Origin of the sequence: Brevibacillus sp. BD137, assembly GCF_041644655.1 — a bacterium.
GTDB lineage: Bacteria > Bacillota > Bacilli > Brevibacillales > Brevibacillaceae > Brevibacillus > Brevibacillus brevis_D.
This window is the reverse complement of the sequence record NZ_JAOTNO010000003.1, coordinates 488,723-502,825: the sequence shown is the minus strand read 5'-3', so window position 1 is coordinate 502,825 and position 14,103 is coordinate 488,723. Positions and strand designations below refer to the sequence as shown.

Below are 14,103 nucleotides of genomic sequence, written 5' to 3'. Positions count from 1 at the left end.
TTCCCTAACAAAAAGAACGCCAGCACTTGTCGTATCCCGTGCTGGCGTTTCTTTCTTTTTATCCTTGTGCCGTCTTTTTCAAATAAGCTCTCCAAGTGATGCACCATTGATCAGGATCATCAAGCACGGACTCTAACACACGGTGACCTGTACTATTGTGCGGCGCTGTTTTGACAATCTCCGGGTTTTCATAAGCTTCCTGTGAAATATGGGTCAGTGCCGCAACGTATTCGTCCAGCTCTGCCATAGAATAGGACTCCGTCGGTTCTAGCGTAAACGGCTCCGGCACGACGTACGGGTGGTGACTGGTCCAGTAATGGTGGGCAAAGTCGACCATCCGGCGCTGAACATCGTATGTTGTGACGCCCGTGTCTTCTTTTAGCTGCTGCCAGCTGTAGCGAACCTGCTCCAGACGTCTGCCTTGTATATACGGAGCGCTCGCACCGCGGATTTGTAGGATTTTGTGATAGAGATAGTTGTTGTTGAGGCAAGCGATCTCGGCAACTTCTTTCAAGCCGTCAGCACCAAGAGCACGGACCCAAGCGTAAGAGCGCAGGACAGCAGGCGGAACGCCGTAAAAGCTGCGGACTTTCCCGATGCTGTTTTTCAAGTCACGATTATAGAAGTAACGCTCTCCATCGAAGTCTACGATCGGTCCTGGCAGGAATGGCGCAAGCTCGGCAGTGACCCCGATGGCGCCTGTGGCAGGTCCGCCGCAAGCGTGTGGGACGGAGAAGGTTTTGTGCAGGTTGAAGAAGCACATGTCAAAGCCTGCTTCCAGCGCGCGCGTAATGCCGAGCAAGCCGTTCGCGTTTGCTTGGTCGTAGCAGCACAGTCCTCCTGCGGCGTGGACGACATCTGTGAACTCCTTGATACGAGAGTTGTAAATGCCTGTATCCTCAGGATTCGCTACGGCAAAGGCAGCGGTTCGCTCCGAGACGAGGCCCTTTAGCGCTTCCAGATCAGGGTAGCCGTTTTCGTCAGCAGGTACATAAATGATTTTGAAGCCTTTGACTGCGGCCGTTGCGGCTTGGGACGGGTGAGAAAAATGGGTGGTAATAAACTCGTTGCGCTGCTCTCCCTCGCCGCGGGATTCGTGGTATTTGCGAACGATAGAGGCTTGGGTAAACAACGCCTGTGTGCCGCTGCCCGGTTGGAACGAGAATTTGTCCATTCCCGAAATCTCGCGCAGGTACAGATCGAGCTGATACGTCATCTCCAGCATCCCTTGGACAGTGGACTCGTCTTGCAACGGATGCAGCTCCGCCATTTTCGGCGAGCGCACGAAGCGTTCATTGATTTTCGGGGAGTATTTCATCGTGCAGGTGCCTTGCCCGATCTCTACGTTAAAATCCGACCCCAGAACCTCCTGCGAAATGCGGGAGTAATGACGGATCACACGGTACTGACTGATCTCGGGAAGATTCGGCCGTTTTTTTCGGCGCAGGCTGTCTGGCAGCGAAGAGATGCCATCGCCTACGGCCTCTACGATTTGTGGCTCGACGGGTGGTACCTCGACGCCACGCTCACCGGGCTGGCTCAGCTCAAAAATGACAGGCTCATCCCATTTTGCTTGGTGGAAGCGGCGTACCTTATGGTCTCTCGGAATCCGTTTCATTTTGTCGATGGTTCCTTCGGATGTTTTCATGGGCGGTTTCCTCCTTTTTCGTTTTTAAAAAATGCTTTTCATAGCAGCGACGAGTGTTTCAATATCCTCCTGGGTATGAACCTCCGTGACGCAGTAGAGCGCACATTGACCCAATTCCGGGTAGTGTTCAGTCAAATCAACTCCGCCGAAAATTCCTTTGGCGAGAAGCGCAGCGTTGATGTCTTTGACGGTTTTGCCTGTTTGCGAGAAATCGATCACGAACTCCTTGAAGAATGGAGCGGCGAATTTGGCCTCAACTCCGGGAATGGAAGAGAGCTGTTTGACGGCGTATTGGGAGCGCTGCATGATGCCTTGCCCGACTTCTTCCATGCCGACAGGTCCCATCGTCGCCAAGTACACGCCTGCGGTAATGCCCCATAGCGCGGTTTGCGTTCCGACGGACTCCTTGCCTTTTTCACGTTTGGCAAAAGAGGTGCGGTCGTACGCGACATCTCCGAAGCCATATTCGCCTTCGACCTCTGTCGGAGCGATTCCAAACAAGCGGGACGGATATTCCATGACGTAGGTCGGATCGTCATGCGTCGCAATAAAGCCGGATTGCCCACCGCCGTAATGCATATGTACGCCAAGCGGCTGCAAATCTCCGCACACGATGTCCGCGCCGTAATTCGCCGGAGATTCCATTACGCCAAGAGAGATGGGATCGACACCGACTACGCAAATGGCACCCGCTGCATGAGCCAAGTCCGCAATCATCTGTCCGTTTACTTCCACAGAGCCGAGGAAGGTCGGGTTTTCGAAGTAAACCGCTGCTGTATCTACACTGAGCTTTGCTTTTAGATCATTCAGGTCAAGTCTGCCTGTTTCGTTCTCAAAATCGACCAAGGTGACGGTAAGATCAGGAGACGTATAGTTTTTGATGATCATGAGCTTGTCGGGATGGATATTTCTCGAAACCAATAGCTCGGTACGTTTGGTGATACGTGCTGCCATGCGCAAAGCGGTAGAAGCGGCCTGTGCCCAATCAAAAGTCGGAACGTTCACGACATCCATATCGACCAGCTCAGCTACGAGGCTTTGGTACTCGAACAACGCCTGAAAGCGCCCTTTGTCTTCATAAGGCTCACCAGCATAGGCGGTCACAAACTCTGCACGGGAGTTGATTTCATCACAGACAGCCGGAACAAAATGCGGCCAGCAGCCTGCGCCGAGGAAGCTGATATTTTCTTTCGTGGTTTGGTTTTTGTTCATCAGCTGATTGACGTGGCGCTCCAGCTCGTATTCGGTTAGAGCTTTCGGGATGTTCATTTTATCTTTTAGGCGCAGCTCCTCGGGAATGTCTGCATAGATATCCTCGATGCTGGAAAAGCCGATTTCGGTAAGCATTTTCTCTTTGACTTCAGGTGCAGAATTCGGAATATACGGGTGGGCATAACGCTGTACACTCATCTCAGGTTCCTCCATCTCTTCGTTGGAATATTCAGTCGTAATAGCGAAAAATTAAGCCAAACCGCCGCCGTCGACGACCAGTACGGAACCCGTCACCCAGGAAGACAGATCGCTGGCAAAGAACAGGACAGCATTGGCAATATCTTGCGGAGTACCGAGACGCTCCAACGGACGTCCTTGAGCCGAGGAGGCGAGGAATGATCCTTCATCCTTTTCTAGCTGACGCGCTTCTTCACGCAACAGAGGTGTGTCGGTATCGCCTGGTGATACGCAATTTACTCGGATGTTTTGCGGACCGTGGTCAATTGCCATTGCCCGTGTCAGATTGACGACACCTGCTTTTGCCGCGCAGTAGGCCGCCGCCTTGTCACCGCCCTTGATGCCCCAGCCAGAGCCAGTATTGATGATGCTGCCCCCGCCTGTTTTCGCCATGACCGGGATGACGAATTTGGAGAGGTTGTAAGCACCCTTCAAGGAGACATCGACGACCAGATCCCAATCGTCCTCTTCCAGCTCGACGACCGTCTTTCTTCTGATCACGCCTGCATTGTTGAACAAAATATCGATGCGACCGTACGCTTCCTCGATCGCTTGCGTTACTTCACGACAATCCTGTTGGGAAACTACATTGCATGTAAAATAACGGGCTGACCCGCCCTCTGCTACGATTTCTTGTGCCGCCTTTTCCCCTAGCTCCTCGTTGATGTCAAGCAGCATGACGTTTACTCCAAATTGGGCCAGTCGTTTCGCTGTGGCAAGTCCGATACCGGAAGCAGCACCTGTCACCAAGGCTACCTTTCCTTGCAGATGGAATACCTCGTTCGTGTTTACCATGGTTGATCACTCCCCCTAGTTGAAAAGTTTATATTGCAATCACTGTGCCAAGTGCGGAGTGAATCCCGCTTGGTAACATGCTCCTTACTGGATCGCAAAAAACGAGGCTCCGACTGTGTTTCGTACCCTCATGACAGTGACAAAAATGGCAATGAGTTGTCATGATTGGCAAACATCAGTGGCAAAATATTTGTGAACTATCTAAATATTTCATAAAATAGAGGGTAAGAACAATAAGCAGGGAGGATATCCATGGTTTCGTTGGATCTGTGCAAACCAGCCATCGAAAAGGTCATTACAAGCATTTCAGATATATTGAACGTGGATGCAGCGGTGATTAACGAGAGCGGCCACTTGGTAGTGAGTACAGAGCGCTACTTGAAACAAAAAGGGGAAAACGTGCATGTGCCCTCGATTGAATTCGTGTTGGCAAAAGGACAGTATGTGGTAGACAAACCCGGCTCCATGGAAATGTGCAAAGGATGCCGTTTTCTCGACAGCTGCCCCGCCAAAGTCGAGCTGCTCTCTTCTATTAAGGTAGCCAATCATGCAATCGGGGTCGTTTCCCTCACATCCTTTACGAAGGAAGGACAAAATCGCCTGTCCAAGCATACAGAGAGATACCAGCAAATCCTGACAGAAGTCAGCGAGATGATTACAGCGATTGTACAGTCCCATGCGACGAGACAGACCGAATCGTCTGATGACTCTATGCGGCTGTTGGAGGGAGCGCTAGATACCGTCGCCGATGCGTATTTCACCTTTGACCGAAGTGGCAATGTCATTCATACGAACGCCAGCGCACGTAGATTGCTGTCCCAACATGAACTGCTGCCAGCAGAGGTTTCACGGATGCTGTTGCCGTCATTATCCGGGATGGCCGCGCATTCCTTGCCGATCGCCAACTGTCTCGTTGACAAGCTGGACGCTCCGACCGAGGCCACGCCGATCATCGTCAACAATCAGTTCATCGGCGGCGTGCTCCGCGTGCAGAGAGGATCGCTAACCGTTCCGCGTTTGATGGATCATCAAGGGAGCCGTTCGCCAGGCAAAGCGGATAGTCTTGCTCAAATCGTGGGAAACAGCCCAGCCATCAAGCAGGTCAAAGAAATGGCGTTGAAAATCGGTAATAGCAACTCCACGGTACTGATTACCGGCGAAACAGGGACAGGCAAAGGGCATCTGGCAAAAGCGATTCACGAGGCAAGCACGCGGGCTTACTACCCGTTTGTCGCCATCAATTGTGCCAGCATTCCGGAAAATCTGTTCGAAAGCGAATTGTTCGGTTACGAAGACGGCGCGTTTACGGGGGCCAAAAAGGGAGGAAAGCCGGGGCGGTTCGAAATGGCAGAGGGAGGTACGCTTTTTCTGGATGAAATCGGTGATATGCCGCTCTCGTTACAGGCAAAGCTACTGCGCGTCTTGCAGGAAAAGGTCGTGGAACGCATCGGCGGCACGCGGTCGTTTCCCATCCATGTACGAATCATCGCGGCGACGAATCAGAACCTGGAGGAGCTTGTGGAGAAAAAAGCGTTTCGTGCCGATCTGTACTATCGGTTGAACGTCATTCCGATACACGTCCCGTCACTTGCAGAGCGCAAGGAAGACATCGAGCTTTTGGCTGTTTCATTTATGGAAAAGTACGGAGAACAAGCAGGACGCACCTTCTTCGGAATAGCACGAGAGGCGATCAACCTGCTCACACACTATCATTGGCCGGGCAATGTACGGGAGCTGGAAAACGCCATCGAGTACGCCATGAACATGGAGCAAGACACGGTTCTGACTGCGGACAGCCTGCCTCCGCGCCTTCGTGCTCGTCCTCTTGTGGCTTCTTCGCATTCTGGTCTAGCTATCAAAGCGAGGGTCGCCGATGCACAGGCGGATGCCATTCGCGCTTCCCTTCAAAAACACGGCAGTGATTTGAAAGGAAAGCAGCGGGTAGCGGAAGAACTCGGGATTGGGCTCCGTACTTTGTATCGAAAGCTAAAGCTGCTCGGTATTTAAGGAATTCGGGCAGGAGCTTGGTGTAAACTTGTGGGAGAAACGATGTGGGAGGAAGAAGCATGAGTGAGCTGAATGTCTTATTTCGGAAAAGAATCGGCATGCCTGAAAATGAAACGATTACCTTCGATACATTGGATCGCCTCCTTGATCTGACAGCATTGGCGATTCCTTTTGAAAACCTGTGCGTTATAGATGAGCGAACGAGTGTAGTCTCCAGACAGTCCATTATGGAGAAGATATTGGTCAGAAACGAAGGCGGTCTCTGCTACGAGCTAAATCCGATGCTGTATTTCTTCTTGGTGGAAAATGGCTTTGACGCCCATTTGATTCGCGGCGTTGTTTACAGGCATGACGTTGGCGAGTATTACACGATTGGCCGGACGCATGCCACGATTTTGCTTACACATGAGGGGCAAACGTATTTGCTCGACACGGGCTTCGGTTCGAACCTGCCGTTGAAGCCTGTTCCGTTAACCGGGGAGACCGTGTCTTCGCGCAATGGTGAGTTTCGGATTAAGAAAGAGCAGACGGAGTATGGCGATTATGTACTCGAAATGAAGCTGCAGCACAAGGATACGGACTGGAGGATAGGCTATACGTTTGATTCGCAGAAGCTGGTGACGGATGAAACGGAATTAACCGAGATTCAGACGATTATCGCTGATCATGAACAGTCTCCCTTCAACAAAAGCCCATTGCTTACGCAGCTGACGGAGAGAGGCAATGTTACGTTGACGAACAGTTCTTTTACGCAATGGGTAGATGGTGTTATGACGAAAGAGACAATTGATCAGGAACGGTTTAAAAAGCTGGCGAAGCAGCATTTTGGGTTATAAGAAAAAAGCAGAAACGATTAAAAACAATGAAAACCCATCAGATGTTCGTAACCTGATGGGTTTCATCATGAGGTTACTGCTGTGTTTTCGAATTTTCCAGCAGCTTCATCGGATCAACGGGTATTCCATTTTCGAGAACCTGGAAAGCAAGATGCGGTCCCGTGCTGCGTCCCGTACTTCCCAACAGACCAATGAGCTGGCCTTGGGTCACAGTAGTGCCAGCGGTGACCTCCAGCTTTTCCAAATGAGAGTAAACGGTTTGATACCCGCCTTCATGCTCCAGAATGACCTGATTGCCCTTCCCTGTGTTTGTATCGTATTCAGCCTTGACTACCTTACCGGAGGCGGCTGCCTGAACGGGTGTATTCAGGTCATTTAAGATTTGCAAGCCGATTGTTTGATCCATAGGGCTTTTGATTGTACCTTCTGCGGGGACGACGAAGGCCTGCTCGTTCCCTAGCGCTTTTTTTGCGTCTGTCAAAGTAAAGAAGCCTAAAGCCAAGACGACCACAATACCGGATAAGGTCCACGTATACGCCCGTTTTTGAAAGTGACGAATCATTTCTATTCTCCTTTTTACTTGTTTTTTGGAGCTGGAGAACCCGGCTGTGAAGTGAAGCTGTTTGGGGTCGGCATACAGCTCGAGCATTTTGATCATGGTGTATCCGTAGCGAGGTATCTCTGTCTCCTGTAAATAAGTCAAAGCCAAGGCATCACAAGCCATTTCCTGATCCTGACGCATGCGGGAAGCGGCGTACCATAACAAAGGGTTGAACCAGTTGAGGATCAGCAGCACGCTCATGATGCTGTTCACAGGAATATCTCGTCTTTTCCAATGCGCCAGCTCATGTAAAAAGATGTGGCGCAGCTCATGCTCATTGAGCTTGTCCAAAAGATTTGCCGGCAACCAGATTTGCGGTCGCCAGATTCCCATCAAGGCTGGGCTTGTCATCTGATGACTCGTGCGCAGGGGAATGGATTTGGAGATGCCCATCTGCTTTTGGCATTGGGAAAAGACGCGCAAAACAGCTTCATCCTGTACGAACAGATCGTTTTTTAGCTGAGAGAGCAATCGATATATACTGCGAGTCATGGTGATAGCGAAAACGGCCACACCGCAGATCCAGATGAGGGATAGCAGGCTGATCCAGGAAAAGCTCGTTTCGTTTGCCAGAGAGGCATCTGGTTGGAGGGCAGATTCTTGCCGATGTAAAGCCTCAGCAGCGAGAACAATCGGTTCTGTAGGCGGGTGCGCTTCCTGCATGGATGTCCAAGGCGAAGGAGGCAGCCAGTTATACAAACTGATCGAGCTGTCTATCGACCAAGGAACCGCGAGCTTCCAGAGAAGCAGGAACCATACGGCGTGGTGCCAGCGGATGGAGAAATGCTTTTTGCCGAGCTGCTGGCAGAGCAAGATCAGGAGCACAAGAAGACTAGCCTCGAGGGAGTTATACAGTGTCCACGTAAATGCTTGATTGAGGGTGAGTGTGAGCCATTGCCAATCCACCCGCTTATTTCTCCTTTTCGGAAAGGATTTTTTTCAGCTCGTCAATCTCTTGGGAGGATAGCTTTTCCTCTTTTAAAAAGTGAACCAGCATGGGCTTTAAGGCTCCGCCATACACGCGCTGCAAAAAGGATTGGCGCTCTTGGCGCTTGCATTCTTCCTCAGTGAGCACAGGGGAGTAATAGTAGACTCGATTGACCTGCTCATAGGTGAGAATACCCTTTTGCAACAGGCGGCTGAGCAAGGTTTTGATTGTGTTGTCTTTCCACGTCTTGTTGTCTCGCAGGGCGTGGATGACTTCGGCTGCTGTAGCGGGTGACTTTGCCCAGATGACCTTCATAATTTCCCACTCGGCATCCGAGATTCGCGGTTGCTCGTCCATGTAAGACACCTCCCTCGATTACGTTTGTAGTCGTTGATTCTGTTTTAAAGATTACACTTGTAGTCATTGGGTGTCAACTATCATTTTGTAAATCCGTTCCAGATGAGCATCGTTGGAGGATGACGAGCGAATTGATACACTGAAGAAAAATCGGATAAAGGCTGTGATAGAGATGAATCTGGCCGAGCAGTTTGGCGATATGGATATTTACTTGTTTGATCAGTTGTTAAAGGGACGGGTTACGAAGGAAATGCAGATACTCGATGCCGGTTGCGGTTCGGGGCGGAATTTGGTCTACTTTTTGCGAAATGGTTATTCGGTGTACGCCGTTGACCAATCGGTAAAAGCCATCGAGGCTGTACAGCGAATGGCATCGCAACTGGCGCCGAGCTGGTCAGCGGAGCACGCTCGTGTGGAACCGATTGAGAGCATGAGCTTTGAAAACGAAAGCTTTGATTTCATCATCAGTAATGCCGTTCTACATTTTGCTGAAAACGAAGAGCATTTTCGCCAGATGCTAGAGGAGCTGTGGCGGGTACTGAAGCCAGGAGGCATTCTATTCATGCGTCTTGCTTCCTCGATTGGGATTGAGGATGCTGTACAGCCACTAGGAAACGAACGTTATTTGTTGCCGGACGGAAGCACTCGTTTTCTCGTAAATGAACGGACGATGCTAGGTATGACGGAAAAACTGCAAGGCGTGTTTCTGGAGCCAATCAAAACGGTGAATGTAGCCGGACAGCGTTGCATGAGTACGTGGGTAATCAAAAAGAATGGCTAAGCACCAAAAGCCGCCTTCCTGTAGGAGAGGCGGCGTCTTTTTTCTCACTCAAAAATCACGTGTCTGATCAAAAATAGTAAAAAGCTCGTCCACATCTACTTCTACACCCGCAGTAGCCAAATTCTGTTTTGCCGACTGAAGCAGCTCATCCAGCACAACGAAAATTTCTTCCCGCTCAACCGTTTCAATAAAGCCAGTCCGGCGATCCATTTTGTTGAAAGTCTCTGTGTACTCTTTAACCAATGCACGCAAAGCAGTTTGTATTTCTACCGCATTTGTCGCGTCTTCGCTGCTTTGCTTTTCGAGCGCGCTGATCGCGGTGTTCATTTTTTTATACAGACTGGCGGCTTTGTTGGCGTGGGTTGTTGAGATGTGCTCCCTGCCATCCCAATCGCGAAACGGATTGGTCAAATTATTGGCCAGCCATTCGGGCTTGCGCGGCTTGGTGATGGACAAATCCAGCCCATTTTTCACTTCTTTTTTGTAGGCGGCTTTAATGGTCTTAGCCGCTTCCGCTGGGAGGCTTGTCATCCAGAGACTGGAGAGCTTGGGACATTGATCTGGCGAAGGAAACTCGTCCCCGGAGAAGCCAAACAGATCGTAGGTCGTAAACGTCAGTAGCTCCTTCAAGTGCTTGATACTGCCCAGATTGCTGAGGGTACCAGGCTTGCCCCGCAGACGGATGTCCTGAAGCGAAGGATATCGCTGGACGAGTGGCTGCAAATCCAGCTCCACTACATTGTGCAGATTGAGTCCCCCTAGTTGGTCTAGTCCACGGTGAAGCGGCAGCGAATCTGAGAATGAGGCGGTCAGCCAATGCCCACCCTGCTCGGCTTCTATGAACAGGTTGGATGAAATGCCCTTGCCCAGTATGAGATCTCTTAAACAATCGTTCAGATGCAGTGACTCCAGCCCGTCCACGTTTTGGAGAGAGAATTTACTGAGACGGCTTCCTGTCAGATTTAGAGAGGAGCCATTGGCTTTTTCCAGGTGAAGCTCCAGAATAAACGGATTGCTTTTGACAAAGGCAAGCAAGGAATCGGTCGGCTCCTCTGCATAGATCCTTGTCAGGCAAGGGAGCTTTTCCAATTCAGAGATGTCCGTCAGGCTTCGCAGGATGTCAGCATGAATGACGTTGTTAGATCGGCGTAGGCTCGTTCCGCCCAACGAAATCATCTGGTCATCCTTTGCGGCCTGTTTAAACTGCTTGCGACGTTCCTCGGGAATTTGATTCCACTTGTGTTGGCGGTACAGGCTCCCTCCGACATCCCAACTGCCGTAACTCCTCGTCTCTTCTGTCACGAGAGGTGGAACATTCCCTACTTTTATGTAACCCTTGGGCACCGCTGGATCAACATACATATGATCGAGCTTGTTGTTCCAGAAGAAGTAGTCGCAATATAAGGGCTTCATCTGGTACAGCTCTGATTCATCAGGCAATGTATCGCTGCTCCAGTCCAGCCCGAGGATACTGATGAGGTTGGATTTACTCGTGCCCGACTCTTTTATCGATGTGACCTGGCAAGCTGCGTACTTTTGCAGCTTCTCAACAAAAACACAGTAGATGTCTCCGACTGTGGGCGTCATTCCTACCATCCTCTCTATCTTGCAGGGCATGTTATTATCGCCATTTTTACATATTTTTCATAGGTTGTCGTTGTTCTTGCTGTTTTCTATAATGAAAAAATAAACACAGATCGGACATAACGGCGTGTGAGAGGCGGCGAAGAAATGAAGAAAGAAGAGAGCACACAGAAGTGGATGAGCCGCGTATTGGAAGCCATTGTTGAAACGTCTCGCGATCATTTGTTAATTACGGACCATGAGGGGTACATCCGCTTGGTTGGCGATTCGTCCTATGAAGTGTACGGCATCGGGAAGGAAGAGCTCTTGGGCAAGAACGTCATCGAGCTGGAAAAAAGGAAAGTCTTTTCTCCATCTGTCACGCGAAAAGTCATGGATGCCAAGACGCCGCAGACGATCATGCAGGAAATACCCGGCGGTCGAAAGCTGATGGTGACGGCATTTCCCGTCTGGAACGAGGATGGCAGCATGCATTCGGTCATCAGCTATTCCCATGACCTGACTGAAATTATGGAATTGAAACGGCGCTACGAAGGTCTGACAGAACAGCTCAAGCAGTTTGAAACCGAGATTGAGGAGCTGCGCGAAAAGCATCAGGAGGGCTTCGTGGCAGTGAGTCAGCCGATGCAAGCCATTGAGCGTCTCATCAAAAAAGTGGCGGCTGTCGATTCGACTGTCCTGATCCTCGGGGAATCGGGGGTCGGGAAAAATGTGATCGCAAAAGAGATTCATCGCAATAGTCGTCGTGCGGGTGGACAATTCGTGGAGATCAACTGTGGCTCGATCCCGGAGGGCTTGCTGGAATCCGAGCTGTTTGGCTATGAGGCTGGTTCGTTTACAGGAGCCGCCAAGCAGGGCAAGCAAGGGATTATCGAGATGGCGAACCAAGGGACTCTCCTCTTGGACGAGCTGGGGGAATTGCCGCTGACGTTGCAGGCCAAGCTGTTGAAGGTGATTCAAGAAAAACGGCTGCAACGTGTTGGGAGCACACAGTACCGCGACGTGGATTTTCGGCTGATTGCTGCAACCAATCGCGATTTGGAGAAGATGGTGAAGGAAGGGAAGTTCCGGCAGGATCTGTATTTCCGCCTAAATGTTGTCCCGATCCACGTCCCGCCGTTGCGAAATCGGCCAGAGGATATCGCAGCTCTCCTAAAGCGCGTCGTGCGCTCGCTCAATGAACGCTATGGAATGGACAAGCGTCTGGACCCGGCTGTAACACAAGCCTTGATGCAGCACGAGTGGCCCGGCAATGTGCGCGAGCTGGAGAACGTCTTGGAGAGAATGGTGGTCACAGCGGACGAAGAGGTGATCACTTCTTCGCATCTACCTGCGGAAATCAGGTTGGCAGGGGAAGAGCAGGCAGCTATGGAGCCGAGTCTGGCTACTTCCAAGATGTCGCTTCGGGAGGCACTGGAGCAGGTAGAGGAAAAATGGCTGCGCTATGCATCCGAGCACTGCCGGACCACGGGAGAAATCGCGGAGTTTCTCGGCATTAGCCAGCCCTCTGTCGTACGGAAGCTGCAAAAGTATCGGATTCGTTCCAGATGATTCGAAAATGAATATTTTATTCAAAAATGAATCGAGCATTCTGGTGTTTTTGATTCATTTTTGAATAATTTGATATACCCGTAGTGTGGGAAACGTGATTTCATCATGCTCTGGCGTTTGGCATAGGTATTGCTACATATCGTAGTTGAGTTTACAAACAAGCAATCCAACCAATACCATCTCGAACGAGGAGAGGAAACGATATGTCCAAACAACGTCAATTTGTAAACGTAGCTGCAGGTGTGCCAGGTCCAAAGGGAGCGGCCCTGATTGAAAAAAGAAAGCAGTTCGTTCCAAAAGGTGTCGGCAACAACACCCCTGTTTTTGTAGAGTCAGCTTCAGGTGCATTGGTTACGGATGTAGACGGCAATACGTACATCGATTTTGCCGGAGCGATCGGGACACTGAATGCCGGACACTGCCCGCCGGAAGTAGTTGAGGCACTGAAAGCGCAACTCGACAAATACATTCATCCTTGCTTCCATGTAGGGATGTATGAGCCATATGTGGCCTTGGCTGAGAAGCTGACGCAAATCACCCCAGGCAGCTTTGAAAAGAAGACGATGCTCGCAAACAGCGGAGCAGAAGCAGTAGAGAACGCGGTGAAAATTGCCCGCAAATACACAGGACGCCCAGGCATCATTTCTTTTAGCCGCGGCTTCCATGGTCGTACGCTTCTCGGCATGTCACTGACTTCCAAAGTGAAGCCGTACAAATTCCAGATGGGTCCATTCGCTCCCGCTACCTATAAAGCACAATTCCCGTATCCACTGAACAAGCCAGAATCCATGACAGATGATGAGTACGCGCAATTCTGCGTGCGTCAGTTCGAGGACTTCCTCTTGACCGAGGTTGCACCGGAAGAAGTGGCTGCCGTGATTATGGAACCAATTCAGGGAGAAGGCGGCTTTATTGTTCCGCCTGTGTCCTTCGTTCAAGGTGTCTATCACATTTGTAAAAAGCATCAAATCCTATTTATTTCCGATGAGATCCAAACAGGCTTCGGTCGTACTGGCGCCATGTTTGCTTCTACCCATTTCGGTATCGAGCCAGATATCATCACCATGTCCAAATCCATCGCGGCAGGCTTGCCCATCTCTGCGGTTACGGGACGCGCAGAAATCATGGACGCGCCAAACCCGGGTGAGATCGGCGGTACCTATGGAGGAAGCCCGCTTGGCTGCGTAGCAGCGTTGGCAGTCATTGAGAAAATGGAGCGCGAAGACCTTTCTGGCCGTGCACAGGTGATCGGGGACAAGATCAAAGCGCATTTCCACGCGTTGCAAAAAGAGTTCCCTGTAATCGCAGAGGTGCGCGGACTGGGTGCGATGTGCGCCGTAGAATTTATCGATCCCACAACCAAACAACCAGCGAAAGAGCTCGTTGCTGGCTTGACCAAAGGCTGCTACGAGTCTGGCGTCATCGTGCTTTCTGCTGGCGTTCACAGCAACGTACTGCGCTTCTTGTCTCCGCTGGTTATTACAGACGAGCAACTGGAAGAGGCGCTGGACATTATGACGGATGTTCTGAAAAGCCAATACGTGACGAACTAAAACGCCCGAGGGG

Annotated in this window: 11 protein-coding genes; 5 read left to right on the top strand and 6 right to left on the bottom strand. The window is 50.8% G+C overall.

Going from position 1 to position 14,103, the window contains the following annotated elements; translation table 11 throughout:
- Positions 1–58: 58 nt before the first annotated feature.
- The 3 genes from gcvPB to ODZ53_RS08905 are packed head-to-tail and all read right to left on the bottom strand — an operon-like array spanning position 59 to position 3,892.
- Positions 59–1,648: an aminomethyl-transferring glycine dehydrogenase subunit GcvPB gene (gene gcvPB / locus ODZ53_RS08915; RefSeq protein WP_372676687.1), complete on the bottom strand. Its 1,590-nt coding sequence runs from the start codon at positions 1,646–1,648 to the stop codon at positions 59–61.
- A 24-nt stretch (positions 1,649–1,672) separates the two neighbouring features.
- The gene (gene gcvPA / locus ODZ53_RS08910) at positions 1,673–3,058 is read right to left on the bottom strand and encodes an aminomethyl-transferring glycine dehydrogenase subunit GcvPA (protein WP_372676686.1); all 1,386 of its coding nucleotides are present in this window, start codon (positions 3,056–3,058) and stop codon (positions 1,673–1,675) included.
- Positions 3,059–3,109: 51 nt separating this feature from the next.
- Positions 3,110–3,892 carry an SDR family NAD(P)-dependent oxidoreductase gene (locus tag ODZ53_RS08905; RefSeq protein ID WP_372676685.1) on the bottom strand — a complete coding sequence of 261 codons (783 nt, stop codon included), beginning with the start codon at positions 3,890–3,892 and terminating at the stop codon, positions 3,110–3,112.
- 252 nt (positions 3,893–4,144) lie between these two features.
- Between ODZ53_RS08905 and ODZ53_RS08900 the strand changes: the two genes are divergently transcribed.
- Positions 4,145–5,899: a sigma-54 interaction domain-containing protein gene (locus ODZ53_RS08900; protein ID WP_372676684.1), complete on the top strand. Its 1,755-nt coding sequence runs from the start codon at positions 4,145–4,147 to the stop codon at positions 5,897–5,899.
- A 59-nt stretch (positions 5,900–5,958) separates the two neighbouring features.
- The gene (locus ODZ53_RS08895) at positions 5,959–6,735 is read left to right on the top strand and encodes an arylamine N-acetyltransferase family protein (protein WP_372676683.1); all 777 of its coding nucleotides are present in this window, start codon (positions 5,959–5,961) and stop codon (positions 6,733–6,735) included.
- Positions 6,736–6,808: 73 nt separating this feature from the next.
- Here ODZ53_RS08895 and ODZ53_RS08890 read toward each other — a convergent pair whose 3' ends face one another.
- Both ODZ53_RS08890 and ODZ53_RS08885 read right to left on the bottom strand, forming a co-directional pair.
- Complete coding sequence (locus ODZ53_RS08890) at positions 6,809–8,242, bottom strand: M56 family metallopeptidase (protein ID WP_372676682.1); 1,434 nt, start codon at positions 8,240–8,242, stop codon at positions 6,809–6,811.
- A 4-nt stretch (positions 8,243–8,246) separates the two neighbouring features.
- Positions 8,247–8,621: a BlaI/MecI/CopY family transcriptional regulator gene (locus ODZ53_RS08885; protein WP_064200174.1), complete on the bottom strand. Its 375-nt coding sequence runs from the start codon at positions 8,619–8,621 to the stop codon at positions 8,247–8,249.
- A gap of 112 nt (positions 8,622–8,733) precedes the next feature.
- On the opposite strand from ODZ53_RS08885, the gene ODZ53_RS08880 reads away from it, so the two are divergent.
- The gene (locus tag ODZ53_RS08880) at positions 8,734–9,402 is read left to right on the top strand and encodes a class I SAM-dependent methyltransferase (protein ID WP_372676681.1); all 669 of its coding nucleotides are present in this window, start codon (positions 8,734–8,736) and stop codon (positions 9,400–9,402) included.
- Positions 9,403–9,450: 48 nt separating this feature from the next.
- Here ODZ53_RS08880 and ODZ53_RS08875 read toward each other — a convergent pair whose 3' ends face one another.
- Positions 9,451–10,989 (bottom strand): hypothetical protein, encoded by a 1,539-nt coding sequence (locus ODZ53_RS08875; protein ID WP_372676680.1) that lies wholly within the window; start codon positions 10,987–10,989, stop codon positions 9,451–9,453.
- Between the two features lie 144 nt (positions 10,990–11,133).
- Here ODZ53_RS08875 and ODZ53_RS08870 point away from each other — a divergent pair, with 144 nt between their 5' ends.
- The gene (locus ODZ53_RS08870; protein ID WP_372676679.1) at positions 11,134–12,537 is read left to right on the top strand and encodes a sigma-54 interaction domain-containing protein; all 1,404 of its coding nucleotides are present in this window, start codon (positions 11,134–11,136) and stop codon (positions 12,535–12,537) included.
- A gap of 203 nt (positions 12,538–12,740) precedes the next feature.
- Positions 12,741–14,090, top strand: coding sequence for a 4-aminobutyrate--2-oxoglutarate transaminase (gene gabT / locus ODZ53_RS08865; RefSeq protein WP_234125965.1), 1,350 nt, complete (start codon positions 12,741–12,743; stop codon positions 14,088–14,090).
- The last annotated feature ends 13 nt before the right edge of the window (positions 14,091–14,103 follow it).